General features: G+C 60.4%; 26 protein-coding genes. 18 read left to right on the top strand and 8 right to left on the bottom strand.

From position 1 onward, the window contains the following. The first annotated feature begins 27 nt into the window (after positions 1–27). Entirely contained in the window at positions 28–1,014 is a 987-nt protein-coding gene (locus tag ACF8MC_RS03180) for an MsnO8 family LLM class oxidoreductase (protein ID WP_041035235.1), read from the top strand. Here ACF8MC_RS03180 and ACF8MC_RS03175 read toward each other — a convergent pair. After that, on the bottom strand, positions 1,011–2,315 hold the full coding sequence (locus ACF8MC_RS03175) for an aminotransferase class I/II-fold pyridoxal phosphate-dependent enzyme (RefSeq protein ID WP_164104984.1): 1,305 nt from the start codon (positions 2,313–2,315) through the stop codon (positions 1,011–1,013). The two genes, ACF8MC_RS03180 and ACF8MC_RS03175, sit on opposite strands and share 4 nt — an antisense overlap. Positions 2,316–2,381: 66 nt before the next feature. On the opposite strand from ACF8MC_RS03175, the gene ACF8MC_RS03170 reads away from it, so the two are divergent. From ACF8MC_RS03170 to pdxY, 3 genes are read left to right on the top strand one after another with little or no spacing between them, the layout of a single operon-like run. Next, complete coding sequence (locus ACF8MC_RS03170) at positions 2,382–2,636, top strand: hypothetical protein (RefSeq protein ID WP_033634636.1); 255 nt, start codon at positions 2,382–2,384, stop codon at positions 2,634–2,636. Further along, a complete protein-coding gene (locus ACF8MC_RS03165; protein ID WP_164104985.1) occupies positions 2,633–3,349 on the top strand; it encodes a glutamine amidotransferase in 717 nt (238 codons plus the stop codon). The genes ACF8MC_RS03170 and ACF8MC_RS03165 overlap by 4 nt, the downstream gene beginning before the upstream one ends. 3 nt (positions 3,350–3,352) lie before the next feature. Beyond that, positions 3,353–4,195: a pyridoxal kinase gene (gene pdxY / locus ACF8MC_RS03160; RefSeq protein WP_049233180.1), complete on the top strand. Its 843-nt coding sequence runs from the start codon at positions 3,353–3,355 to the stop codon at positions 4,193–4,195. A gap of 43 nt (positions 4,196–4,238) precedes the next feature. Here pdxY and ACF8MC_RS03155 read toward each other — a convergent pair whose 3' ends face one another. From ACF8MC_RS03155 to olsF, 3 genes are all read right to left on the bottom strand, one after another. Continuing rightward, positions 4,239–4,952: a flagellar brake protein gene (locus ACF8MC_RS03155; protein ID WP_033634639.1), complete on the bottom strand. Its 714-nt coding sequence runs from the start codon at positions 4,950–4,952 to the stop codon at positions 4,239–4,241. A gap of 76 nt (positions 4,953–5,028) precedes the next feature. Continuing rightward, positions 5,029–5,811, bottom strand: coding sequence for an N-formylglutamate amidohydrolase (locus ACF8MC_RS03150; RefSeq protein WP_033634640.1), 783 nt, complete (start codon positions 5,809–5,811; stop codon positions 5,029–5,031). Positions 5,812–5,912: 101 nt separating this feature from the next. Then, on the bottom strand, positions 5,913–7,634 hold the full coding sequence (gene olsF, locus ACF8MC_RS03145) for an ornithine lipid synthase OlsF (protein ID WP_033648417.1): 1,722 nt from the start codon (positions 7,632–7,634) through the stop codon (positions 5,913–5,915). 687 nt (positions 7,635–8,321) lie between these two features. Here olsF and ACF8MC_RS03140 point away from each other — a divergent pair. From ACF8MC_RS03140 to uspE, 6 genes are all read left to right on the top strand, one after another. Further along, positions 8,322–9,488, top strand: coding sequence for an SIS domain-containing protein (locus ACF8MC_RS03140; protein ID WP_164104986.1), 1,167 nt, complete (start codon positions 8,322–8,324; stop codon positions 9,486–9,488). A gap of 9 nt (positions 9,489–9,497) precedes the next feature. Then, a complete protein-coding gene (locus ACF8MC_RS03135) occupies positions 9,498–10,352 on the top strand; it encodes a tagatose bisphosphate family class II aldolase (protein ID WP_033634643.1) in 855 nt (284 codons plus the stop codon). Between the two features lie 305 nt (positions 10,353–10,657). After that, a complete protein-coding gene (locus ACF8MC_RS03130; protein WP_060421218.1) occupies positions 10,658–10,969 on the top strand; it encodes a hypothetical protein in 312 nt (103 codons plus the stop codon). Positions 10,970–11,188: 219 nt separating this feature from the next. After that, positions 11,189–11,713 carry a methylated-DNA--[protein]-cysteine S-methyltransferase gene (ogt, locus tag ACF8MC_RS03125; RefSeq protein WP_041035243.1) on the top strand — a complete coding sequence of 175 codons (525 nt, stop codon included), beginning with the start codon at positions 11,189–11,191 and terminating at the stop codon, positions 11,711–11,713. A 281-nt stretch (positions 11,714–11,994) separates the two neighbouring features. Next, on the top strand, positions 11,995–12,759 hold the full coding sequence (locus ACF8MC_RS03120; RefSeq protein WP_033634646.1) for an FNR family transcription factor: 765 nt from the start codon (positions 11,995–11,997) through the stop codon (positions 12,757–12,759). A 127-nt stretch (positions 12,760–12,886) separates the two neighbouring features. Continuing rightward, positions 12,887–13,849: a universal stress protein UspE gene (gene uspE, locus ACF8MC_RS03115; RefSeq protein ID WP_033648422.1), complete on the top strand. Its 963-nt coding sequence runs from the start codon at positions 12,887–12,889 to the stop codon at positions 13,847–13,849. 53 nt (positions 13,850–13,902) lie between these two features. On the opposite strand, the gene pntB is transcribed toward uspE, so the two are convergent. The 3 genes from pntB to ACF8MC_RS03100 form a co-directional block, all read right to left on the bottom strand. Further along, positions 13,903–15,297: a Re/Si-specific NAD(P)(+) transhydrogenase subunit beta gene (gene pntB, locus ACF8MC_RS03110; RefSeq protein WP_033634648.1), complete on the bottom strand. Its 1,395-nt coding sequence runs from the start codon at positions 15,295–15,297 to the stop codon at positions 13,903–13,905. A gap of 10 nt (positions 15,298–15,307) precedes the next feature. Next, entirely contained in the window at positions 15,308–16,837 is a 1,530-nt protein-coding gene (gene pntA, locus ACF8MC_RS03105; RefSeq protein WP_004938288.1) for a Re/Si-specific NAD(P)(+) transhydrogenase subunit alpha, read from the bottom strand. A gap of 149 nt (positions 16,838–16,986) precedes the next feature. Beyond that, complete coding sequence (locus tag ACF8MC_RS03100) at positions 16,987–17,256, bottom strand: hypothetical protein (protein ID WP_133160055.1); 270 nt, start codon at positions 17,254–17,256, stop codon at positions 16,987–16,989. Between the two features lie 118 nt (positions 17,257–17,374). Between ACF8MC_RS03100 and ydgH the strand changes: the two genes are divergently transcribed. The 4 genes from ydgH to ACF8MC_RS03080 all read left to right on the top strand — a co-directional run bounded on the left by ydgH (position 17,375) and on the right by ACF8MC_RS03080 (position 21,101). Continuing rightward, positions 17,375–18,325 (top strand): DUF1471 family protein YdgH, encoded by a 951-nt coding sequence (gene ydgH / locus ACF8MC_RS03095; RefSeq protein WP_004938291.1) that lies wholly within the window; start codon positions 17,375–17,377, stop codon positions 18,323–18,325. A gap of 244 nt (positions 18,326–18,569) precedes the next feature. Next, on the top strand, positions 18,570–19,961 hold the full coding sequence (locus ACF8MC_RS03090; protein ID WP_060430315.1) for an amino acid permease: 1,392 nt from the start codon (positions 18,570–18,572) through the stop codon (positions 19,959–19,961). A 225-nt stretch (positions 19,962–20,186) separates the two neighbouring features. Beyond that, positions 20,187–20,672: a hypothetical protein gene (locus tag ACF8MC_RS03085; RefSeq protein WP_033634651.1), complete on the top strand. Its 486-nt coding sequence runs from the start codon at positions 20,187–20,189 to the stop codon at positions 20,670–20,672. A 33-nt stretch (positions 20,673–20,705) separates the two neighbouring features. After that, the gene (locus ACF8MC_RS03080; protein ID WP_043147521.1) at positions 20,706–21,101 is read left to right on the top strand and encodes a pyridoxamine 5'-phosphate oxidase family protein; all 396 of its coding nucleotides are present in this window, start codon (positions 20,706–20,708) and stop codon (positions 21,099–21,101) included. Between the two features lie 99 nt (positions 21,102–21,200). Here the strand turns inward: ACF8MC_RS03080 and ACF8MC_RS03075 are convergent, their stop codons facing one another. Further along, a complete protein-coding gene (locus tag ACF8MC_RS03075; RefSeq protein ID WP_033648426.1) occupies positions 21,201–21,611 on the bottom strand; it encodes a hypothetical protein in 411 nt (136 codons plus the stop codon). 184 nt (positions 21,612–21,795) lie between these two features. Here ACF8MC_RS03075 and folM point away from each other — a divergent pair, with 184 nt between their 5' ends. From folM to ACF8MC_RS03055, 4 genes are all read left to right on the top strand, one after another. Then, on the top strand, positions 21,796–22,518 hold the full coding sequence (folM, locus tag ACF8MC_RS03070) for a dihydromonapterin reductase (protein ID WP_060438618.1): 723 nt from the start codon (positions 21,796–21,798) through the stop codon (positions 22,516–22,518). A gap of 75 nt (positions 22,519–22,593) precedes the next feature. Next, positions 22,594–23,319, top strand: coding sequence for a two-component system response regulator RstA (rstA, locus tag ACF8MC_RS03065; RefSeq protein WP_060438617.1), 726 nt, complete (start codon positions 22,594–22,596; stop codon positions 23,317–23,319). Beyond that, complete coding sequence (gene rstB / locus ACF8MC_RS03060) at positions 23,316–24,620, top strand: two-component system sensor histidine kinase RstB (protein ID WP_060425795.1); 1,305 nt, start codon at positions 23,316–23,318, stop codon at positions 24,618–24,620. Before rstA ends, rstB begins: the two co-directional genes overlap by 4 nt. A 34-nt stretch (positions 24,621–24,654) precedes the next feature. Then, positions 24,655–26,154 (top strand): carboxypeptidase M32, encoded by a 1,500-nt coding sequence (locus ACF8MC_RS03055; RefSeq protein WP_033648429.1) that lies wholly within the window; start codon positions 24,655–24,657, stop codon positions 26,152–26,154. Positions 26,155–26,212: the final 58 nt, after the last annotated feature.

Below are 26,212 nucleotides of genomic sequence, written 5' to 3'. Positions count from 1 at the left end.
ATATCTGATGAGGAAAGGAGCGGGAAAATGGCTTATGCCTTGAGCATATTGGAAAAGAGTCCGATCGCCGACGGGGAAAGCGCCGCCCAGGCGCTGGCGCGCACGCTGCATCTGGCGCAACAGGCGGAACGCTGGGGCTATCGGCGTTTCTGGCTGGCGGAGCACCACAACACGCCGCAGCTCGCCTGCCCGTCGCCGGAAGTGCTGATCGGCTACCTGCTCGGCCAGACGTCGCGCATTCGCATCGGCTCCGGCGGCGTGATGCTGCAACACTACAGCGCCTACAAGGTGGCCGAAAACTTTAACCTGCTTGCGGCGTTGGCGCCGGGGCGCGTCGATCTCGGGGTGGGCAAAGCGCCCGGCGGCCTGCCGCTCGCCACCCAGGCGCTGCAGGCTGCCCATGACCGGCAACACAAGCCGGCTTTCCCGCAGCAGCTGTCGCAGCTGACCGCCTATCTGAACGACGACGCCGAGCCCGGCCTGAGCGCCACGCCGCTGCCGCCGCATGCTGCCCAGCGCTTTCTGCTCGGCGCCAGCAAAGAGAGCGCGGCGCTGGCGGCCGAATCCGGCTGGGCCTTCGTGTTCGCCGCGCATCTGAACGGCAATCCGCAAGATATCAGCGCAGCGCTGGCGCACTACGCCGCACACAGCGGCGGCCGCAAGGCGCTGCTGGCGGTAGCGGCGATCGCGGCGCCAAGCGCGGAACAGGCCGCGGCGCTGGCGGCGGATATACAGCAATACCGCGTCCACGTCGCCGGTGAGCAGAGCGTGACCGTCGGCAGCCTGGCGCAGGCCGAGAGTTTCGTGCAGCAGGCCGGCGCCACCGACTACCGCATCGAGCCGCGGGAAAGCCATATCCTGCTCGGCACCGCGCCGCAGGTGCATCAGCAACTGGCGCAGCTGCAGCAGCGGTACGGCGTGGACGAGTTCATCATCGACACGCCGATCGCCGAACCGAGCGCCCGGCTCACCTCACTGCAGCTGCTGGCGGAGGAGAGCCTGACGCCGGCCTAGTTGATCGCCGTACTGGCCCGCATGGCGTCGGCCAGATCCTGCACCAGAGCCGCCAGTTGCGCCGGCGCCACGTTGGCCAGGCTGACGCGGATCGCAGGATCGCTCTTCAGACGAAAAGGCTCGCCGCCCTGCACCAGCCACCCCCGCTGCGCCATCAGCTGCGCGGCGGCGGTTTCCGACCGCACCGGCAACCACAGGTGCAGCCCTTCACCTACCGCCAGCGCCGTGTGATTCAGCGCGTTGAGCCGTTGCACCAGTTCATCCCTTCTGGCCTGATACGCCTGCTGCGCCCGCTGCAGCTGCCCTTCCTGCAAGGCCTGCCCCCACAGCCTGGCGGCGATCTGCTGCAAGATATGGCTGACCCAGCGCTCGCTGATGTACTGATCGGCGCGCATTGCCTGCAGCAACGTCGGGTTGCCGCAGGCCAGCGCGATGCGCAGATCCGGGCTGAGAAACTTGCTCAGCGACAGCACGTACAGCCCGCGATCGCCGTCGAACGGCAGATGCAGCGGCAGCTGCGACAGCGGCCCCCAGAAGTCGTCGACGATCGCCAGACACTGCGGATTCGCGCTGAGAAAACGCCGCCACTGCTGCGCGCGTTGCGCAGAAAGCGAGGCGCCGGTCGGATTGTGGGCGCGCGGCGTCAGGATCACCGCGCCCGCCGCTCCGCTTTCCGGCAACCGACACCCCTGTTCATCCATCGCCAGCGGCAGCGGCCGCAGACGCAGGTGGCGCAGCAGCGTCAATAGCGGCGGCCAGCAGGGATCTTCCACCCACACCGCCGCGCCCGGCTGCATATGGCAGCGCAGCGCCTTTTCCATCGCGTCCAGCGCGCCGGAGAACACCGCCGGTTCCCCCAGCGTGACGCCCTGGCGGCCGAGCCACTCGCGCCCCAGGCCGGTCAATACCGGCAGATCGCCGCTGATGTCATAACCGTTTTGCTGCGGGAACGCCTCCGCCACGCCCAGCGCCAACGCCGGCAACAATGCGGCATCGAGATTGCCGCTGGCCAGATCGCACATCCCCGCCGGCACCTGGCGCGGCGCATAGGCCGCACTCACCGCCGCCAGCGGCGGCTCCAGCACCACCGTTCCCGCCCGCCCGCGCGTCACCACCAGACCGGCATCGCGCAATCGGGCGTATGCGCTGGCGACGGTATTCGGATTGACCTCCAGCTCCGCCGCCAGCTGGCGTACCGGCGGCAACAGCTCGCCCGGCCGCAGCGCGCCGTCTTTGATGCGTGCGGCGATCTGCTCGGCAATCTGGACAGCGCCGCCGCCTTTTGCATACAATGAAGTCATACATAAATCCTTTTGTACTAGTTCAAAATAGATTAACAGCTTCCGCGGCCAAAAGTAAGGGGTTCCATGGATAAACATTACGTGCTCGACATTCAGTATGCAGGAAAGGCCTTTGCCCGCCTGCAGATGTTCACGCCCTGGGCGGCCGATCAGCTGGAGCAGGCTTGCGCGCTGTTCCCGGCCGCGCAGGGTTATCAGGTGCAGCTCAGCCAGGTCAGCGAACGCCGCATCGTCTACCAGAGCGGCGCGCAAGGCATCGCGGTGCTGGGCGAGTCGCTGGCGCTGACGCCGTTCACCCACGCTCACGAGGTTAAACAATGAAGAAAGCCGTCGCCATTCGACACGTCAATTTTGAAAACCTTGGCATCCTCGGTTCCCTGCTCTCGCTGCGCGGCTATCAGATCGACTATTACGATGCCGGCCGCGATGATATTCGTGCTATCAATAATGAAAAGACCGATCTGTTGGTGGTGCTCGGCGGGCCGATCAGCGCCGCCCAACACTTTTCCGGCGCGCAGCGCTATGATTTTCTCGACCATGAATTGGCGCTGGTCAAACAGCGGCTGGCGCAGCGGCGGCCGACCCTTGGGGTGTGTCTCGGCGCGCAGGTGATCGCCCAGGCGTTGGGCGCCGACGTGATCTCGCTCGGCGTCAAAGAGATCGGTTTCGCCCCGCTGACCACGCTCACGGCGCAAGACGACTCGGTGCTGGCACCGCTGGCCGATACGCCGGTGCTGCATTGGCACGGCGATATGTTCACGATCCCGGAGGGCGCCCGCTGCCTGGCCGGCACGGCGGTTTGCCCGCATCAGGCCTTCGACTATCAGGGGTTCGCGCTCGGCCTGCAGTTCCATCTGGAGGCGGATCATCGCGATATCGAACGCTGGCTGATTGGCCATGCCTGCGAACTGGAACTGGCCGGCATCGCGCCCCAGAGCCTGCGCGAACAGGCGGCGCGCCACGGCGCACAGCTGGAACAGCGCGCGCGGCAGGTGTTCGCCCGCTGGCTGGATAATAACGAACCAAGGATGTAACTCATGCAACAGACTTCACCCTTGCGATCACCGTCCATCGACGTGATCAGCATTCAATCTCAGGTGGTCTACGGCAGCGTCGGCAACGGCATCGCCTACCGCGCCCTGCTGAAAAAAGGGCTGGAAGCGCTGCAGGTGCCCAGCGTGCTGTTCGGCTGCCCGCCCTATTACGGCAAGCCGCACGGCGGCGTCATCTCCGGCGAGTGGTTCGGCGGCTTTCTCGACGATCTGATCGCCCGCGGCGTGATGAAGCGCGCCCGGGCGGTGATCGTCGGCTATCTGGGCGACGTGATGCAGTGCCATATTCTGGCCAACTGGCTGCAGCGGGTGCGCGCCCTCAACCCGCAGATAAAGATCTATATCGATCCGGTGATGGGCGATTACGGCGAAGGGATCTACGTGGATGAGCGCATCGTCAACTGCTATCGCTCACCGTTCCTGCGGCTGGCCAACGGCCTGACGCCGAACGGTTTCGAACTGGAGCAGCTGTGCGGCCGGCAACTGAGCAGCCAAGAACAGACGCAGCACGCCGCGCAGGCGCTGTTGAACGACACCACCGAATGGGTGCTGGTCACCAGCGCGCCGGGCGTGGCGCAGCACGAAGACGAAGTGGGATTGATGCTGGTCACCCGGCAGGAAACGCGGTGCTTTACCCATCCGAAGGTCAAATCGGCGGTCAAAGGCACCGGCGATCTGTTCGCCGCACTGCTGGTGAGCCATCTGCTGCACGGCGCCGCACTGGACGCGGCCGTGGTCGCCGCCGGCGGCGAAGTGTGCGACGTGCTGGCCGAAGCGGCGCATTTCGGTTGGGAAGAGATCGGCAGCCTGCGGGCGTTACAGCCGTAAGGCCAGTGGAGAGTCAGGGGCAGCGTGCCGCCCCTGATAAATATCAGCGTTTTTTCTTTTTGTTGAAATCCAGCTCGAAGGCGAACACCGCGCTTTGAATTTTGCGCTCCATCGCCAGCCCCAGCTTGAGGAAGCGGCATGACAGGCGCGAGAAGTGCACCACCTGATCGTTATCGTCGGTTTCCTGATCGTCGTTGACCACCACCAGCTCCATGTTGACCTTGAAGCTGCCGTAGCTGCCCAAATCCAACTCCGCTTTCTTGAACTGCAGGCCCGGCTGGAAGAAATCCGGCAGCGGGCCGTCGAAACGCAAACCGACGCCGCCGGCGGACAGATCGTGGATCCGCAGCTCATAAGGCGTGCCGTTCGGGTATTCGCCGGTACAGAAGAATTGGCGCCAGTGCGGCGTGGTGATGCGGAACTGGCGACGGCGCTGGATGTAGACCAACTCCTGCGGCAGCCGGGTCGAGCAGGCCTGGACGCCCTGATGTTCGGTCAGCTCCGCCTGGCCGACGGAAAACTCGATTTTGGCGTCGTTGCTTTCAATCACGATGGTGCAGGCGCCGTCGATGGCGTTTTCCGCTTCCTCACCGCTAAACACGATATTGTCCGGCCCGACGCTCAATAACAGACTTTGAAACCGGTGCTGCTGATTTTCTACGCGCAGCGGCGTGCGTTGTTTGCAAATTTCACGCAGAATCGCCAGAACTTCAAAACGCTCCCGTTTGATAAACAGTCCGTTATCGCTGTGCTCCACACGTCTCTCCTGACTTTTTTTCTAATGACGTATTACGTATTCCTTACGGTTATCATCTCTGGGAATATTCCTAAAGTCAAATTTGCCAGCGCTGCCAGGCCTGCGGCAGCAGGCGTGCGAAACGTTTCGCCCACGCCTGTTGCCCACGTTCGTCGGCGATCAGATCCTGGCGGATTTCGATGCCGACATAAGGCAAACCGCGGCGTTCCGCATGGACCGGCAACGTGTAGTCGGTGGCATCGGTCATCGCATAGGGTTCGTTGATCCCCACCTGCAAATCTCCCTCTTCGCGCAGCAGCTCGGCCAGCAGATGGGCAAATTCCGGGTAGCGGTTAAACAGCAGCCCCACCTGCCAGGGGCGCGATGCCCCTTTGAACACCGGCGTGAAACTGTGCATGGCGATCACCGCCGTCGGCAGTTCACGCAGTTGGCGTTGCCCCAGATGATCGTCGATGGCGTGGTGATACGGCAAAAACACCTCGCGCTCGCGCGCCAGCGCGTGCTCGGCGTCGATACCGATATTGCCGGGGATCGGCGTCAGCTCGGACAAATGCGGGATCGAGCTGGCGATGCCGGGCGCCCGGTTGCAGTCGATCACCAGCCGTGAGTAACGCTGGTGGATCAGCGTGGCGTCCAATTGGCGGCTCAGATGGCGCGACACGCTCAGCGCGCCGATGTCCCAGCCGATGTGGCGTTCGATCTCCCCCGGCGGCAAACCGAGGTCGCCGAGGGATTGCGGGATCGCCTTGCCGGCGTGATCGCACAGCAGCAAAAAGGGCGCTTTGCCGCGCGGGATTTCAACGGCGGCGGCAGAGGGTTCGTCGGCGGACAATAACGGCGGGATAAACGAGTGAGGCATGACGGGCTCCGGCGGTGGAAAGCAAAACGTTTATCGTAGCGCTATCCCGTCGCCGGCCCCAAGGTCGTGCTTAGATCAAAAAGGCATGAGTCAGACTGTAGTCATGCCGTCTCGGCTGGCTGCGGCTGGTGCACCGCGATATAACGCTGATACCGCGACGGCTTGAGCCGCGTGGTATCCACCAGCACCAGCCCGTCGATGCAGTTGTTGAAAGCCGGATCGGTGCCGAAGTCGATAAACTGTACCCCGCCCGGCTCGCACAGTTCGGTGTACTGCTTGTACAGCGTCGGGATCGAGCAGCCGATATTGCTGAGCAGGCTCTTGAGCCGCACCAGATCTTCCTGGTAGTTATCCCCGGCAAACTGCGCCAGCACCTGCGGCAGTGACGCCGGATAAGGCCGGCGCGATTGCGCGAAGGCGTGGTCCGGCGAGAAATAGAGCCGATAGAAGGCGATCAGCAAATCGCGCGCCGCCAGCGGCATGCCGCCGGAGATCGACACCGGGCCGAACAGGTAGCGATACTGTGGGTATTTCGCCAGGTAGGCGCCGATGCCCAGCCACAAATAGTCCAGCCCGCGCTTGCCCCAATAGGCCGGCTGAATGAAGCTGCGCCCCAGCTCGATGCCCTGCGCCAGGATCGGCTCCATATCGCGATCGTAGTGGAACAGGCTGTTGCTGTAGATGCTTTCCAGCCCTTTGCGCGCGATTTGTTCGGCGGTGGGGATAAAACGATAGGCGCCGACGATTTCCAGCTCCTCCTCATCCCACAGCACCAGGTGGTAGTAATCGTCGTCATAGCTGTCCAGATCGCGGCGGCGGCCGGAGCCTTCTCCTACCGCGCGGAAGGCGATCTCGCGCAGACGCCCCAGTTCGCGCAGGATCGGCGTGCGCGCTTCGTCGTGGCGGCGATAGAGGTAGATGGTTTTACCGTCCGGCGTTACCCCCAACCGCTCGCAGTTCGCCAACGCCTTTTTCAGCTCCAGACGCTCTTCCGGCAGCGCGATCGGCGATTCGCTGGCGAACAGCCCCGGCTTGCCCTGCCCCAGGCGATACACGTGGCGGCGAAAACGCTCCGCCAGATCCTTGGCGCTGGTGTGGCCGTCGTGCCAGCTGGCGAACGGCACGCGGCCGCCGACGCGGATCTTGATGCGCCCGCCCCGCTGCTGGAACATTTCGCGCACCAGCAGCAGCGTCGACAGCGGCCGGTAGACCAGCGAGGTAAAGTAGAACAGGTTGCTGTTGCGCGCGCTGATGTGGATCGGCACGATCGGCGCGCGCGCCTTGGCGGCCAGGCGCAGAAAACCGGTATGCCAGTGGCCGTCGCGGATGCCTTTCGGGCTCATGCGCGACACTTCGCCGGCCGGGAACAGGATCAGCGCGCCCTGATTGTCCAGCTGCCGCTGCATGCCTTCAATCTGTTTGCGGCTGGTTTTATAAGCGACGTTATCCACCGGCACGAACAGGTTGCGCAGCGGTTCGATGTAGGTCAGCAGCTGGCTGGCCACCACTTTCACATCCGGGCGCACCGCCGCGACGGCGCGCAGCAGCACCAGGCCGTCGAGCGAGCCGATCGGGTGATTGGCCACCAGCACCACCGGCCCCTGGCTCGGAATGTTTTCCAGATCGCCGTCCACCAGCTCGCAGCTGAGGTTGAAGTAGTCCACCACCTGCTCGATCAGATCGAGCCCTTTCAGGTGGGGATAGTCGGCGGCGAACTGTTTGAATTCTTTTTCGAAGAGAAGGGTTCTTAGCAGGCTGCGCTGCCAGGCAGGGGTATTGCGGTGTGGAAATGCATCTTGCAACAGAGAATCCAGGCTGAACATCGCGTTATCTCCTGACGTAGTCGCTGCAAACTTAAGCCAGAGCCGTGACTCTGACGTGTCAGTTACATGACAATAAAATGAATCCATCGACTATCAGGTATAGCAAAGTAATGAAGAATTGGGAGCGAAAGACGCATTTTCGTCCCCACTTGCCCTCACATCGGCGCCGGTAGCGGCGTACGCGGAACAGCACGGTTACGCGCGCCGGCATAAAAAAACAGTGAAAGCCCGGCGATTGTCGAATTACCGCTGCGGCTTTCGTCATCGGCAGACTGAATAAATAGACGCCGAGAATTGTCGACTGATAAATAACGAATTTGCCGTTTTCACTTTGCGTTGACACCGCTTTCGCTTGCCGCTCAATCGAAAGCAAAAATAAATATAACCAACTGATAGATATAAGTATTTTTAAAATAACCGATTGCATTTCAGCGTTTCGTTTGCTGTAATTCGCCATAACTAACTGAAAGCGTTCCGGTCGGTATCGCCGCGGCTTATTAAGCCGTGGTCGGGCACGGCTACCGGTAAATCAGGAGTTTGCGTTAATGCCCAATACCGCAAAACGCCGGGAATTAATTATCGACCCGCAGCAGTGCAGGATCGGTGCTTGCCTAAAGGCGCTGCACCATTGAGGGAGCGACGTGATTATCGCCGACCGTTAACCAAGGCTTTTAAGGAGTTGTCATCATGAACGCGTATTTCTCTTACGAGGCGGATTGGCTGAAGCAGCGCAACGCCTGGCACACCGCCGCAGAGATTTGGCAGCAGCCGGATCTGTGGGCCGCGCTGCACCGGCAATTGCAGGATCAACAGGCGCAGTGGCAGCCGTTCCTGGCGCCGCTGCTGGCCAATCCGCACCTGCAAATCGTGCTGTGCGGCGCCGGCAGCTCGGCGTTCGCCGGCCGCGCCCTGGCGCCCTGGCTGCGCGAACGAACCGGCCGCGACGTGGCGGCCTACGGCACCACCGATATCGTCGCCAATCCGTTGCAGTATCTCGACCCTGAGCGGCCGACGCTGCTGGTCTCCTTCGCCCGCTCGGGCAACAGCCCGGAGAGCGTGGCGACGGTGGAGCTGGCCGACCAGCTGCTGCCGGAAAGCTATCACCTGATGCTGGTGTGCAACCCGGACAGCCGGCTGGCGCAGTATGCGCATCGGCGCGATAACGTCTGTTCGCTGGTGATGCCGCAAGGCTCCAACGATCAAAGCTTCGCCATGACCTCCAGCTTCAGCTGCATGATGCTGAGCGCCGCGCTGTTGCTCGGCTCGGCTTCGCTCGAGGCCGCCCAGGCGCCGCTCAACGCCATGGTGCAGCGCTGCCGTACACTGCGCGAAACGCTGCAGCCGCAGGTGAAGGCGTTGGCCGCCAGCGGTTTCCGCCGTTATATCACCCTCGGCGGCAGCTGTTTTACCGGCCTGGCGGAAGAGGCCTCGCTCAAGATGCTGGAGCTGACCGCCGGCCGCATCGTTACACGCTACGACTCGCCGCTCGGCCTGCGCCACGGCCCGAAATTCATGGTCGACGGCCAGACGTTGGTGGTGCTGATGTTCTCCCGCGACGACTACGCCCGCCAGTATGACCGCGATCTGTGGAACGAACTGCAGCGCGACGGGCTGGCGATGCAGTTGGTCGGGTTGACCGGCGAGCGCCAACCCCTGTCCGATGCCCTGCTGCCTATGCACGACGCGGCCGACGATATCTGGCTGCTGTTCCCGTATCTGCTGTTCACCCAGATGCTGGCCTTCGAGAGTTCGCTGGCGCAGGGGCTGACCCCGGACAATCCTTGCCCGACCGGCGAGGTCAACCGGGTGGTGAAAGGCGTGACGATTTACCGTTTTCCTTCCCCGGTGCTGTAAGGAGATCCCATGTATCTGATAGCCAACCGAGAAATGCTGCTCAAGGCGCAGCGTCAGGGTTACGCCGTCCCGGCGTTTAACGTCCACAATCTGGAAACCGTGCAGGTGGTGGCGGAAACCGCCGCCGAACTGCGCTCGCCGGTGATCATGGCCGGCACGCCCGGAACCTTCAGCTATGCCGGTACCGACTACCTGATCGGCATTTGCCAATCTGCCGCGCACCGCTACGATCTGCCGTTGGCGCTGCATCTGGATCATCACGAAGCGCTGGACGACATCGAGCACAAGGTGAAAAGCGGCATCCGCTCAGTGATGATCGACGGTTCGCATTTGCCGTTCGAGCAGAACATCGCCAAGGTGGCCGCCGCAGTGGCCCTGTGCCATCGCTACGGCGCCAGCGTGGAAGCGGAGCTGGGGCGCCTGGGCGGGCAGGAAGACGATCTGATCGTCGATACGGCGGACAGCTTCTATACCGACCCGGCGGCGGCACGCGAGTTCGTCGCCGCCACCGGCATCGATTCGCTGGCGGTGGCGATCGGTTCCGCCCACGGCCTGTATCACGGCGAGCCGAAGCTGGACTTCGAGCGCCTGGCGCTGATCCGCGAACAGGTGGACGTGCCCCTGGTGCTGCACGGTGCCTCCGGTATTCCGGAAGCGATGGTTAAGCGCGCGATCTCGCTCGGCGTCTGCAAGGTCAACGTCGCCACCGAATTGAAAATCGCCTTTGCCGATGCGGTGAAAAGCTACTTTTCACAGCACCCGGATGCCAATGACCCGCGCAAATACATCGTCCCCGGCAAGCTGGCGATGAAAGAAGTGGTGGCGGAAAAGATCCGCATCTGCGGCAGCAGCGGTATGCTGTAACCCCCGCTCGCCCCCGGTTCCTGCGGTTGCGCTACGGGGGCGAAAACATCCCGCCCTTTCCCGCTTTCCTGAGAGAACGATCACAGCCTTTTACCCTGCCCGCGCCGGAAACCATTAACCGGTCTTCACTATGATCCAAATCATGGTTTTACCCACCCTACCTCCTTACTATCAAATTCATTGAATGCAGGCAGTAGGATTTTTGCCCATTCGTTTTTATTTCGCCAGGCGAAATTGATTATTTGATAAAAACAAGCGTGCTTGTTTTTTAATTGGCAGCATTTTTAATCTGAGAGGAACAGCGTATGAACCATTACTTAGCCGTATTAAGCGCATTGGTCATTTTGCCCTTCGCTCTGCAAGCAAAACCGCTTTCCGGCAGCCAGGTCTCCTCCGGCGTCGTGCGCTTTACCGGCGCCATTACCACCCCGGCCTGCACCATCACACATCAGGATGAACAGCTTGTCTCCAACTGCTTCGGCAAAGTGACCGAATATCAGAACGGATATATTTCCTCTTCGTTAAAAGAGATGCCAAAAGAATTAGTCTCTGCCGTCACCAGCGAAATAGTGAATAACGATCCCCATTTAAAGCGCGTGACCATCAGCTATAAGTAACGCCAACGCGTTAATGCCTGGTGAAATAATAAACAGAACACAACTTGCCTTGATTAATTATAAATTTATTTTATAAATTCATCGGGCAATGACTACCCGGCTTACCCTGAGCCGGCTATTTGGGCAACCCTGCGGTTGCCCATCAGCATGTCCGAAATCCGCCATCTCTTCCCCCGCTTTCGTGCGATAATCGCCATACCAAACCGAGGAGTGATCCAGATGCAGACTTTTTTGATTGATCGTACCGCCACGCCGGTGGGAGAACTGGTGCTGATTGCCGATGAACAGGGGCGCCTGCGGGCGATTGACTGGACCGATCACGAAGCGCGCCTGATGAAGCTGCTGAATACCCACTACCGCACCGATCGCTTCACCCTGCGCGAGCAGCGCGATCCCGGCGGCCTGACCGATGCGATGCAACGCTATTTCGCCGGTGAGCTGAGCATTATCGATCGGCTGCCGGTGATGACCGCCGGCACCGAGTTCCAACGCACCGTATGGCAACAGCTGCGCCAAATCCCGTGCGGCGAGATCCTGACCTACGGCCAGCTGGCGCAACGCATCGGCCGTCCGACCGCCTCGCGCGCGGTCGGTATGGCCAACGGTTCGAATCCGATCAGCATCGTGGTGCCCTGCCACCGGGTGATCGGTTCGCAGGGCGCGCTGACCGGCTATGCCGGCGGCGTACAGCGCAAGCAGTGGCTGTTGCAGCATGAAGGCTACCTGCCGAAAAGTTTGCTGTAGCCGCGACGATGAGCTCATCCAGCGCCATTGTTTGGCGCTGCTTAATAAAGCACGTTGCTCAACGCCGCGCTCGTCCCCGCTTTGGCACTATCAATAACTTGTGTGAATAAAACGCATAAGTCACAAATAATATTCATAACTTCAGTCCCATACAGAATAATCGTCGGTATGTGTGCGCAAAATTCGCACACAATACCCCTATTCATGCTAATGCCACCCTTATCAGCTGCTGCAAAAGATGTTAAAATTGACTCATATCAATTATTGAATGAGCGTAATCTATGATCCCGGAAAAACGCGTGATTCGTCGTATCCAGTCTGGTGGTTGTGCGATCCATTGCCAGGACTGCAGCATCAGCCAGCTGTGCATTCCTTTCACCCTTAATGCCCACGAGCTGGACCAGCTCGACAACATTATCGAGAGGAAAAAGCCCATCCAGAAAGGCCAAACCCTGTTCAAGGCCGGCGACGAGCTGAAGTCGCTGTACGCGATCCGTTCCGGGACCATCAAAAGCTATACCATCACCGAGCAAGGCGACGAGCAGATCACCGGCTTCCACCTCGCGGGCGATCTCGTGGGCTTCGACGCCATCGGCGGCCTGAAGCACCCGAGTTTTGCCCAGGCGCTGGAAACCTCGATGGTGTGTGAGATCCCGTTCGAAACCCTCGACGATCTGTCCGGCAAAATGCCTAACCTGCGTCAGCAGATCATGCGGCTGATGAGCGGCGAGATCAAAGGCGACCAGGACATGATCCTGCTACTGTCGAAGAAAAACGCCGAAGAGCGCCTGGCGGCGTTCGTTTACAACCTGTCGCGCCGCTTCGCGGAGCGCGGCTTCTCACCGCGCGAGTTCCGTTTGACCATGACCCGCGGCGACATCGGCAACTACCTCGGCCTGACTGTGGAAACCATCAGCCGCCTGCTGGGCCGCTTCCAGAAAAGCGAAATCCTCAGCGTGAAAGGCAAATACATCACCATCGAAAACGCCGACGCCCTGTCGGTGCTGGCCGGTACGCCGCGCATCAACGTGTCCGTTAACGCCTGATTCTCCTGCCGGATCAACATTTCACTGAAATTGTTGATCCGGCGCCGCTTCTGTTGTTGTTCTGTTTTTCAATGTTGGGTTACTCTGTAAATTAACAGACTGTTGATTTCAGCTGTAAGGAGGCCCTATGGCGAAGTATCAGAATCTTCTGGTGGCTATTGACCCCAATCAGGACGACCAGCCGGCATTGCGCCGCGCCGTGTACCTGGTGAAACGGAACGGCGGGCGCATCAAAGCCTTCCTGCCCATTTATGACTTCTCTTACGAAATGACGACCCTGCTCTCTCCGGACGAAAGAACGGCGATGCGGCAAGGTGTGATCAGCCAACGCGCCGCCTGGATCAACGAGCAGTGCCGCTTTTACCTCAACGACGGCGTGCCGATCGAAATCAAAGTGGTCTGGCACAACCGCCCCTTCGAAGCCATCATTCAGGAAGTGCTTTCCGGCCAACATGACCTGCTGTTGAAAATGGCGCACCAGCACGACCGGCTGGAATCGGTGATCTTCACCCCCACCGACTGGCACCTGCTGCGAAAATGCCCTTGCCCGGTGTGGATGGTGAAAGACCAGCCCTGGCCGGAAGGCGGTAAAGCGCTGGTGGCGGTCAACCTGGCCAGCGAAGAACCCTATCACGATCCGCTCAATATCAAACTGGTGCAAGAAACCGTCGAACTGGCGCAGAACGTCAACCAGACCGAGGTTCACCTGGTCGGCGCCTATCCCGTTACTCCGATCAACATCGCCATCGAGCTGCCCGATTTCGATCCGAGCGTCTACAACGACGCCATCCGCGGCCAGCATCTGATCGCCATGAAGGCGCTGCGGCAGAAATTCTGCATTAAGGAAGAGTTCACCCACGTGGAAAAAGGCCTGCCGGAAGAGGTGATCCCCGATCTGGCCGAACACCTGCAGGCCGGCGTGGTGGTTCTGGGCACGCTGGGTCGCACCGGCATTTCGGCGGCCTTTATCGGCAACACCGCGGAACATGTGATCGACCATCTGAAATGCGATCTGCTGGTGATTAAGCCGGAGAACTTCAACTGCCCGATTGAGACGGATGAAGACGATGAGCACGACGACGAAGATTAACCCTCGCGCATAAAAAACGGGCCGCTAAGCGGCCCGTTTTTTTGGTTGCTCAATTACTTCTGCAATGCCCGCAGAATCGCTTCCACGCTGTCTTTGGCGTCGCCGAACAGCATCTGGGTGTTCTCCTTGAAGAACAGCGGGTTCTGCACGCCAGCGTAGCCGGTGTTCATCGAGCGTTTGAACGCGATCACGTTCTGCGCTTTCCACACTTCCAATACCGGCATGCCGGCGATCGGGCTGCGCGGATCCTCCAGCGCCGCCGGGTTCACCGTGTCGTTAGCGCCGATCACCAGCACGGTGTCGGTATCCGGGAAATCTTCGTTGATTTCATCCATCTCCAGCACCACGTCGTACGGCACTTTCGCCTCCGCCAGCAGCACGTTCATGTGGCCCGGCAAACGCCCCGCGACCGGGTGAATGCCGAAACGCACCTTCACGCCGCGCGCCCGCAGTTTCTCGGTGATTTCCGCCACCGGATATTGCGCCTGCGCCACCGCCATGCCGTAGCCCGGGGTGATGATCACCGAGGTGGAGTTCTTCAACTGCTCGGCCACTTCTTCCGCCGTGGTTTCACGGTATTCGCCCATCTCTTCGGCGTCGCCGGTAGACGAACCGTCACTGCCGAAGCCGCCGGCGATCACGCTGATAAACGAGCGGTTCATCGCCTTGCACATGATGTAAGACAGGATCGCACCCGAAGAACCCACCAGCGCGCCGGTGACGATCAGCAGATCGTTGCTCAGCATGAAGCCCGCCGCGGCGGCCGCCCACCCCGAGTAGGAGTTAAGCATCGATACCACCACCGGCATGTCGGCGCCGCCGATCGAGGCCACCAGATGCCAGCCGAACGCCAGCGCGATCGCCGTCATCAGCAGCAGCGTCACCACCTGCCAGCCCACGCTGTCGGTACGCACGAACGCCACCAGCAGCAGGAACGAGATCACCAGCGCCGCCAGATTCAGCTTGTGGCGGTTCGGCAGCATCAGCGGCTTGGAAGAAATGATGCCGCGCAGCTTGCCGAAGGCGACGATCGAACCGGTGAAGGTGACCGCGCCGATAAAGATGCCGAGGAACACTTCGGTCAGATGGATGTTCGCCATCACCGGCTCCATCGGCGCGCCGTGATCCAGGTAGCTGTTGAAGCCGACCAGCACCGCCGCCAGGCCAACGAAGCTGTGCAGCACCGCCACCAGTTCCGGCATTTCGGTCATCTCGACCTTCCTGGCCAGATAGACGCCGATTGAGCCGCCGATGATCATGGCGATGATGATCCAGCCGACGTTGCCGGAATCCGGCCCCAGAATGGTGGCGATCAGCGCGATCGCCATGCCGGCGACGCCGAACAGGTTGCCCTGCTTCGACGTTTCATGGCGCGACAGGCCCGCCAGGCTGAAAATAAACAAAATAGCGGCAACAATGTATGCAGCTGTAACCAATCCTCCAGACATTTGCTACCCCTTAGTTCTTGCGGAACATCTTCAGCATGCGCTGAGTGACGGTGAACCCACCGAAAATATTGATGCTGGCGATCAGCACGGCGATAAAGGAGAGGAAACTCACCCAGCCGCCATGGCCGATCTGCAACAGCGCGCCGACCACGATAATCCCTGAGATCGCATTGGTGACCGACATCAACGGGGTATGCAGCGCATGGCTGACGTTCCAGACCACGTAGTAACCGACCACGCAAGCCAGCGCGAACACGGTAAAGTGCGACAGGAACTCTTTCGGCGCCGCGTCCGCCAGCCAGCCGAACAGCAGGATTGCCAGAGCCATCAGGCCGTACTTCAGCCACGGCGAGGTCGGTTTGGCTTCGGGTTTGGCGGCCGGTGCGGCGGCGGGCGCCGCTTTCGGCTGGGCGGAGACCTGGATCGGCGGCGCCGGCCAGGTGATTTCACCGCTGCGCACCACGGTAACGCCGCGGATCACCGTATCGTCGAAATCGATGTCGATCTCGCCGTTTTTCTCTTTCGACAGCAGCTTCAGCAGGTTGACCAGGTTGGTGCCGTAAAGCTGCGAAGATTGGGTCGGCAGGCGGCTCGGCAGATCGGTATAGCCGATGATTTTCACGCCGTTGTCGGTCACGGTAATGGTGTCGGCCACGGTCAGCTCGCAGTTTCCGCCGGTTTGCGCCGCCAGATCGACGATCACGCTGCCCGGCTTCATCGACGCCACCATCTCTTTGGTGATCAGTTTCGGCGCCGGTTTACCCGGGATCAACGCGGTGGTGACGATGATATCGACCTCCGCGGCCTGCGCGGCGAACAGCGCCATCTCGGCCTTGATAAAGGCTTCAGACATCACTTTGGCGTAGCCGTCGCCGCTGCCCGCTTCCTCTTCAAAATCCAGCTCGAGGAATTCCGCGCCCATGCTCTGCACCTGCTCTTTCACTTCCGGGCGGGTGTCGAAGGCGCGTACGATGGCGCCGAGGCTGCCCGCGGCGCCGATCGCCGCCAGGCCGGCCACGCCGGCGCCGATGATCATCACCTTGGCCGGCGGCACTTTGCCGGCGGCGGTGATCTGGCCGGTGAAGAAACGGCCGAACTCATGCGCCGCTTCGACGATCGCGCGGTAGCCGGCGATGTTGGCCATCGAGCTCAGCGCGTCCATCGACTGGGCGCGCGAGATGCGCGGCACCGAGTCCATCGCCAGCGCGGTGACGTTGCGCGCCGCCAGCTTGGCCATCAATTCGGGGTTTTGCGCCGGCCAGATAAAGCTGACCAGCGTGCTGCCTTCGCGCATCAAGGCGATCTCGTCGTCTTGCGGCGCGTTGACTTTCAGGATCAGATCCGACTGCCACACTTCGCTTTCGTCGACCAGCGCCGCGCCGGCGGCTTCGTAGGCGACGTCCTCAAAACTGGCCAGTTTACCCGCCCCGCGTTCAATCGCGACGGTAAAACCCAGCTTCAGCAGTTGTTCCACCGTTTTCGGCGTGGCTGCGACCCGGGCTTCATTGGCCAACCGCTCTCTTGGTACACCAATACGCATAATGTTCCCTTCTCACCTGTCTTGGATGATGTTTATTATTTTCCTGCCCATAGCACGGCGTCACCGGCGGGCGTGGCATTAACTTGCCCGCACTGATTTCAGACGCCAACTATAACCTACTGAAAATAAGGTCGATGATCCATAATTGCTTACGCATTCAGCTCTGTTTTTACATAAAAACGCCGCGCGTGATATGACAAATCGCAATTTACTGTGAAAAAATCCATACAGAACAGCGCATTCTGCGTGACAAGAGATTTACGCCCGGCGTAACGATTTATGGCCATGCGCGGTGTATAAGCATAAAAGTTATCATTTTGTGAATAATTAACATTAATGACACCAAAGCCGTTATTATGGAAACTTATGGCGATGGCGCCATCCGTGCGCCCGGCGTCACCGTCGGCGATTTGTCGCACGGGATAACATAAAATGCTGAGACAGTTTTCAGAATTACATGTAATAATCGACGGCTGAATTACACTTAAACAGTTCAGTACGTTATAAACGTTAATGCGCTAGGCGAAAGGATTTTTTATGAAGCTGAAGACCACGATCATCGCGTCAGCCTTGTTATCACTCACCGCGCTGTCTGCTCATGCGGCGCAAGAGTTAACTCCTGAGAAAGCAGCGGCGCTGAAGCCGTTTGATCGCATCACGATTACCGGCCGCTTCAATGCCATCAATGAAGCCGTCGACGCCGTATCCCGCCGTGCAGACAAACTGGGTGCCGATTCCTTCTATATCCAGGACAGCAACAACAGCAACAACGGCGGCAACTGGCGCGTCACCGCAGACCTTTATCATAAAGATGCGCCAGAAGTGAGCAAAACACCAAAATACCGCGTATTTAACGGCGTGAACGAACTGCCTAAAGAGGAAGCCTATCTGCTGGAGCCTTACGATACCGTGAGCGTCAGCGGTTTCTACCGCAGCCAGCCGGACATCAACGACGCTATCTCCAAAGAAGCGAAGAAAAAAGGCGCCGCCTCGTTCTTCATCGTGCGCCAGGTTGACGCCAACTCCGGCGGCAACCAGTTCGTTACCGCCTACATCTATAAGGCCGATGCGCCAAAACGCCGCGTGCAGAGCCCGGACGCCATTCCGGCCGATTCTGACGCCGGCCGCGCCGCACTGGCCGCCGGCGGCGCCGCTGCCGCGAAAGTCGAAATTCCTGGCGTCGCGTCTTCCGGTTCGCCAAGCCGCGAAGTGGGTCGTTTCTTTGAAACCCAGTCTTCTACCGGCCAACGCTATACCGTCACGCTGCCTAACGGCACCAAGATCCAGGAAGTGAACAACGTGACCGCCGCGCAGATGGTGCCGTTCGATTCCGTCACCTTCACCGGCCACTTCAACAGCATGACCGATGTCTCCACCGAAGTGGCGAAACGCGCGGCCGAGAAAGGCGCCAAGTACTACCACGTCACCCGCCAGTGGCAGAACAAGAGCGGCGGCAACCTGACCGTCAGCGCCGATCTGTTCAAATAAAACCCGCTTTTCGGTTTACCATCGGGCAGCCCTTGAGCTGCCCGTTTTTATTGCCGCTTTTTTCATCGCGCGTTGAATAGTTTTTTGTAAATTCCGCATATTCAATCATTGCATCTCTAATCATCCCTCCGTAAAATTTGCGCCAATTTTTAGGGCTATTGTCTATTCGCGCAGTGGTAGTTAATACATTGTTGCCACCAAGCAGTTCCCTTCCAGTTGTTTATTCTGCGTTCAGGATCCGTCATTGGAAAAAAAACTCGGTCTTACCGCGCTAACCGCTTTGGTGCTCAGCTCAATGCTGGGTGCCGGCGTGTTCAGTCTGCCGCAAAACATGGCGCAGGTCGCCAGCCCCGCCGCGCTGCTGCTGGGTTGGGGGATCACCGGCGTCGGCATTCTGTTTTTGGCCTTCGCCATGCTGTTGCTTACGCGTTTGCGTCCGGATCTGGACGGCGGCATTTTCACCTACGCCAAGGAAGGGTTCGGCGAGCTGGTGGGCTTCTGCTCCGCCTGGGGTTACTGGCTGTGCGCCGTGATCGCCAACGTCTCGTATCTGGTGATCGTGTTCGCGGCGCTGAGTATCTTCACCGATCGCGGCGGCAGCGTGATTCTCGGTGACGGCAATACCTGGCAGGCGCTGATCGCCGAATCCGCCCTGCTGTGGATCGTGCACGCGCTGGTGCTGCGCGGCGTGCAAACCGCCGCCAGCATCAATCTGGCGGCCACCCTCGCCAAGCTGTTGCCGCTGGGAATGTTCGCCGTTCTGGCGACGATCGCCTTTAAAATGGACGTGTTCACGCTGGATTTCAAAGGCATCGCCCTCGGCAAGCCGGTGTGGGAACAGGTCAAGGACACCATGTTGATCACCCTGTGGGTGTTTATCGGCGTGGAAGGCGCGGTGGTGGTTTCCGCCCGCGCCCGCAATAAGAAAGACGTGGGCCGCGCCACCATGCTGGCGGTGCTGTCGGCGCTGGCGGTGTATCTGATGGTGACGCTGCTGTCGCTGGGCGTGGTGCCGCGCAGCGAACTGGCCGAAATGCGCAATCCGTCGATGGCGGTGCTGATGGTGGAACTGATCGGCCCGTGGGGTGACGTGCTCATCGCCGCCGGCCTGATCATTTCCGTGTGCGGCGCCTACCTGAGCTGGACCATCATGGCGGCGGAAGTGCCGCTGCTGGCCGCGCAGCACGGCGCGTTTCCGCGCGTGTTCGGCAAGCAGAACCGCCATCATGCCCCGTCCTCTTCGCTGTGGCTGACCAACATCGCGGTGCAGCTGGCGCTGGTGCTGATCTGGCTGACCGGCAGCAACTATAACTCGCTGCTGACCATCGCTTCGGAAATGATCCTGGTGCCTTACTTCCTGGTTGGCGCGTTTCTGTTCAAGGTGGCTTACCGCCGCCGCGACAAACGCCTGATCTTCGCCGCCACCGGCGCCTGCGTCTATGGCCTGTGGCTGCTGTACGCTTCCGGGCTGATGCACCTGCTGATGTCGGTGCTGCTGTATGCGCCTGGGCTGTTGGTGTTCATGTATGCCCGCCGCGGCCACCGGGACATCAATCTGCTCAACCGGCTGGAAAAGAGCAGCATCTTCTTGCTGCTGGCGGCCACGCTGCCTGCCGGTTGGCTTATGCTGCACTAAAATCGCCTGTCAATGCGGCTGCCCGTCAGCCGCATTTCGTTTCCCCCTTCTTTCTTCTTTCCCCGTTACCCCGCTACCCGTTGTTGATCCGTCAGTTGCTCCTCTTGCGATCTTAAATGCAATTAATTATCATTATCATCTGAGCATTAACGGCAAGACGCGAGCGCCCCCTGCCGAGAGGCGTCAGGAGGCGGGTTTAGACCGGCTGAAAATGGAAGGCATTTCATGGCTGAAAAACTGCTGCACGCATTACCCTTGTTTACCGCCTGGGAAGCGCTGATCGCCGAGGGCAACACGGCATTCAATCAGCGGCGCGATCGCCTGGCGATGGCGCACTACCAGCAGGCGCTGGAGGCCGCTCAGGCGCTCGTCGCCGAGCGGCCCTGGCAAAACGCGGAATATACCGAACGGTTTGACGCACTGCATCTTTTCGAATCCGCCCTGGCCGCGCTGATCGTCACGTTCAACAACATCACCCATCTGCGCCTGCGGCAAAAGCCGCTTCGCGGCGTAGAACCCCACGTGCATCAGGCCCGGCTCGCCATCGAGCAACTGATGGACGACACCTCGCTGTGCGAACAGATGCAGCAGATCGCCGAACGGCACCTGCTGCGGTTCCGAATTGAAACGCTGCAGGCGCTGCGCGAGCACCGGCTGCCGGAAACCAGCGTCTGCGCGCCCGCGGCGAACCATTCCGCCACCGTGCATTAACAACGCCACCACGACCTGAGGGGTAATCTGCCAATGAATGAATTGAATGATGAGATGAAAAAGATGCTGGCCAAACAGCTGCCTGTGCAGGCGACCAGCAGCCCAAGCGGCATGCCCGATATCGGCCCCAAGCGCTCTTTGCGCCTGTATGACGACCGTACGCTGATTTACAACGAAAATACCGGCGGCCAGACGCTGCAAAATATCAGGGAAGGATCGAAAATGGCCGTCGTGGTTATCGATCGCGAGGCGCTGGACGGTTACCGCTTCGTCGGCACCCCGGAACTGTTCCTGGCGGGCAAGCCGTTTGACGATGCGCTGGCGTTTGCAGAAAAAAATGGAATGAAGCCGCCGAAATACGCAGTGCTGATTCATATAGACGGCATTTATACCCTACGCTCCGGCCCCAATGCCGGGACCCGGCTTTAAAGGCAGGCCGCTACGCGGCGCGGAATATCACGTTCATGGTTAGGCTATCGCGGCAAGTCAATTGCCTAACCATCAACGAGTGGCCGGGTTGATTCCCGGTCAGCTTTTAGGGGGAATGGTGACGGTCATGCGCTCACCCACCAGGGCGATCGCGATGCCTTCCGCGCACTCTTTCTGAATGGCCGCCAGCTGCTGCGCCTCCAGCTCATAGGGCAGCTGAATATCAAATACCGTCAGACCCTGCTGCTGCGCCAGGTCAATCAGGCGCACAATGTTGGTTTCATCGCTGACCTGGGTTGACACCACCTGCAGCGCCAGCTCTTTCAACTGCTCTTTGCGCGTTTGTGACGTGGTCACGCGCGATTTCAACACCATGCCGAAGATCGGCATCACACCATAAATAGCATCAACAAAGCGCCAGTGCTTCCTGCACGATGCGGACAGAAAATCCATATAGTCGAAACAGATTTTCTCACTGCGCGCGATGGATGCAAGGTGATTGCTGTTCATCCCCTCATTCCTCTCATGGCCAGTGTTAACCCGTGGTCTTTCAAGCCGCCGCCGGGCGACAACCTGAAATGCATTGGGGATCTTACATCCAGAAATGGATAATCATGCGAAGCTTTAACGACTTTCCGCCGTATGATGGCATAATTCCCCTATTGTTTGCCAGTCTGTCCAGGAGCTTTAATCAATGGAACACCCCAACTCTGCCCCGGTGCTGATTACCGGCGGCGCGCGGCGCATCGGGCTGGCGCTCGCCAGAGCGTTTCTCCAGCGCGACGTTCCCGTCATCATCGCCTATCGCAGCGAATATCCGGCGATGGCCGAGTTGAAAGCCTTGGGCGCCTGCTGCATTCAGGGCGACTTTTCCACGCACGAAGGTATCTACCGTTTCGCCGACCAGGTGCGGCAGGTGGCGCCCAAATTGCGCGCGGTGATCCACAACGCCAGCGCCTGGCAGGCAGAGTCGCCGCAGGTGCCGCCGGAACAGGTGATGGCGACGATGCTGCAAATTCACGTCTATACGCCCTATTTGCTCAACCAACTGCTTGAAACCTGCCTGACCGGCCAGGGCCAGGCCGGCGCGGACATTATCCATCTCACCGACTACGTGGTGGAAAAAGGCAGCGACAAACATATCGCCTACGCCGCCAGCAAGGCCGCGCTGGACAATATGACCCGTTCGTTCGCCCGCAAGCTGGCGCCGGAGGTCAAGGTCAACGCCATTGCGCCGGCACTGATCATCTTCAATCCTGGCGACGACGAGGCTTATCGCCAGCAGGCGCTGGCGAAATCGCTGATGAAGGTCGCGCCGGGCGAGAGCGAAGTGGTCAACCTGGTGAACTACCTGCTGGAGAGCCGCTACGTCACCGGCCGCACCCACGGCGTCGACGGCGGCCGGCCGCTGCGCTGAGGCCAAGATCCGCATGGCGCATCGCCGCGGGCCGCGCTATGCTGAAATCCGCTTTTCTTATTAAAACACGGGCATATGCATAAAATTGTTTTTGTGGAAGACGATCCCGAAGTCGGCAAGCTGATCGCCGCCTATCTGGGCAAACACGACATCGAGGTGCTGATCGAGCCGCGCGGCGACAGCGCGCAGGCGCGCATCGAGCGCGAGCAACCCGATTTGGTGCTGCTGGACATCATGCTGCCCGGCAAAGACGGCATGACGCTGTGCCGCGATCTGCGCCCCACCTTCCCCGGCCCGATCGTGCTGCTCACCTCGCTCGACAGCGACATGAACCATATCCTGTCGCTGGAGATGGGCGCCAACGACTATATCCTGAAAACCACGCCGCCGGCGGTGTTGCTGGCACGCCTGCGTTTGCACCTGCGCCAACACGGCCAACAGCCGAAAGAAGAGTCGGTTCAGCCGCTCACCCAGCACAACGCGCTGTATTTCGGGCTATTGTGCATCGATCCGGTCAACCGGCAGGTCACGCTGGGCGAAGAAACTGTCACGCTGTCCACCTCGGATTTCGATCTGCTGTGGGAGCTGGCGACCCACGCCGGACAGATCATGGATCGCGAGGCGCTGCTGCAAAACCTGCGCGGCGTGAGCTACGACGGCATGGACCGCAGCATCGACGTGGCGATCTCCCGCCTGCGCCGCAAGCTGTACGACAACGCGCTGGAGCCGTTCCGCATCAAGACCGTGCGCAATAAAGGTTATCTGTTCGCCCCTAACGCCTGGGCATCGGTGCAACAATGAGAAAACTTTTCGTCCAGTTCTTCCTGTTGCTGTTCGTCTGTTTTCTGGTGATGGCGATGCTGGTCGGTCTGGTGTACAAGGTGACCGCCGAGCGCGCCGGCCGCCAGTCGATGGACGATCTGATGAAAAGTTCGCTGTACCTGATGCGCAGCGAGCTGCGCGAAATCCCGCTGAAGGACTGGAACAAGACCATCGCCACGCTGGATCTCAACCTGTCGTTCAAGCTGCATATCGAGCCGCTCGGCAAACAGGAGCTGAGCGAGGATCTGAAAAAACGGCTGCGGCTGGGGGAAATCATCGCCCTCGACGATCAGTACACCTTTATGCAGCGCATTCCGCGCAGCCACTATGTGTTGGTGGTCGGCCCCATTCCTTATCTGTTCTACCTGCATCAGATGCGTCTGCTGGATCTGGTGTTGCTGGTGTTTATCGGCATGTCGCTGGCGCTGCCGGTGTTTCTGTGGATGCGGCCGCACTGGCAAGATCTGCTCAAGCTGGAAAACGCCGCCCAGCGGCTCGGCGCCGGGCATCTGGATGAACGCACCCACTTCGATCCCACCTCCAGCCTGAGCCGGCTCGGCGTGGCGTTCAACCAGATGGCCGACAACGTCAACACCCTAATCGCCAGCAAAAAACAGCTGATCGACGGCATCGCCCACGAGCTGCGCACGCCGCTGGTGCGGCTGCGTTACCGGCTTGAAATGAGCGATAACCTGTCCGACAGCGAGCAGCAGGCGCTGAACCGCGATATAGGCCAGTTGGAGTCGCTGATCGACGAGCTGCTGACCTATGCCCGTCTGGACCGTCCGCAGGTTGCGTTAAACATTGAACCCATCGATCTGCCAAAGTGGCTCGAGGACAAGGTCGATGATATCCGCCTGCTCCATCAGGATCGCGACATCCAGCTCGATATCCCGCACGTCGGCGACTTCGGCGGCGTCGATCTGCGCCTGATGGAGCGCGTGCTCGACAACCTGGTCAACAACGCGCTGCGCTATTCCGAACAGCGGCTGCGCGTTGGCCTGTGGTTTGACGGCGACCTCGCCTGCTTGCAGGTCGAGGATGACGGGCCGGGTATCCCGCCGGAAGAGCGCGAACGGGTGTTTGAACCTTTCGTCCGTCTCGATCCCAGCCGCGATCGCGCTACCGGCGGCTGCGGGCTGGGGCTGGCCATCGTCCATTCCATCGCCGTCGCCCACCAGGGACAGGTGTTCGTCGAAGGCAGTTCGCTCGGCGGCGCCAGCTTCCGTTTCTGCTGGCCGGTGAAGCCGACATTCAGTTTAAAAGCCGATCTGGCGTAATGCCGCCAGACCTTCTCATTGGAGCCGAATAATAATGACATCTGCACATTCCAACACGTCTGCTTACGATCACCTGCGCGCCCTGTTCAGCCGGCTGTCGCGTTTCGGCCACCTGTCCGCCATCGCCGGTTGGGACATGCAAACCATGATGCCGCCGGGCGGCAGCAAGGCGCGCTCCGAAGCGCTGGCCGAGCTGAGCGTGCTGCAGCACCAGATTTTAACGGCACAAAGCACCGGCGCGCTGTTGGATCGCGCGCAGCAAGAGACGCTGGACGAACTCGACCGCGCCAACCTGCGCGAAATGCGCCGCCAATATGAAGACGCCGTGCTGCTGCCGGCCGCGCTGGTCGAAGCCAAATCGCTCGCCGGCGCACGCTGCGAACACGCCTGGCGCGCCCAGCGCCCGGCCAACGACTGGGACGGCTTCGCCGACAACCTGCGCGAAGTGGTCAAGCTCAGCCGGGAAGAAGCGCAGATCCGCGCGCAGGCGGCCGGCACCAGCCGTTACGACGCCCTGCTAAACCTGTATGAACCGGGCATGCGCAGCAGCGATCTCGACCGCATCTTCGGCGATTTGAAAACCTGGCTACCGGATCTGCTGCAGCGCGTGGTGGCCAAACAGGCTAACGAGCCCTGCCAGGCGCCGCAGGGTCCGTTCAATGTGGACACCCAGCGCCAGCTTAGCCTCAGCGTGATGAAGCTGCTCGGTTTCAACTTCGACAACGGCCGCGTCGACGTCAGCGCCCACCCGTTCTGCGGCGGCGTGCCGGAAGATGTGCGCATCACCACGCGTTACAACGAGAAAGAGTTTTTGACCGCGCTGCTCGGCATCGTGCACGAAACCGGCCACGCCCGCTACGAGCAGAACCTGCCGCGCGATCTGCTCGGCCAGCCGGTCGCCCTGGCTCGTTCCACCGCTATCCATGAATCGCAAAGCCTGCTGTTCGAAATGCAGCTGGCGCGCGGCAATGAATTCCTGAAGATCTTGCGTCCGTTGGTCACCGCGCAGTTTGGCGAACAGCCGGCGCTGGAAGAGGCCAACTTTATTCGCCTCAACCAGCGCGTTAAACCGGGCCTGATCCGCGTCGACGCCGACGAGGTGAGCTATCCTGCCCACGTCATCCTGCGCTACGAAATTGAAAAAGCGCTGATCGAAGGCGATATCGAGGTGGAAGACATTCCGGCGCTGTGGAATGAGAAGATGCAGGCTTACCTCGGCCTCGACACCATCGGCAACTACCGCAACGGCTGCATGCAGGATATTCACTGGACCGACGGCGCCTTCGGCTACTTCCCGACGTACACCCTCGGCGCGATGTACGCCGCGCAGCTGTTCCACAGCGTGCGTCAGGCCCTGCCTTCGCTGAGCGAAGATATCGCCGCCGGCAACCTGCAGCCGCTGTTCCACTGGTTGCAGCACAACATTTGGCGCCACGGCAGCCGTTTCCCGACCGAAACGCTGATCGCCAACGCGACCGGCGAAGCGCTCAATCCACGCTACTTCCGTCAGCATTTGGAAACCCGCTACCTGTAATCTCTCCTGGCGCGGCCCCGGCCGCGCCCTTTTCCCGCCTGCATGACCGGATAATGTT

The sequence above is a fragment of the Serratia sp. LACPHL-BACT-2024-00286 genome (assembly GCF_043109535.1).
Classification (GTDB): Bacteria; Pseudomonadota; Gammaproteobacteria; order Enterobacterales; family Enterobacteriaceae; genus Serratia; species Serratia sarumanii.
This window is presented reverse-complemented; position numbering and strand designations above follow the sequence as displayed.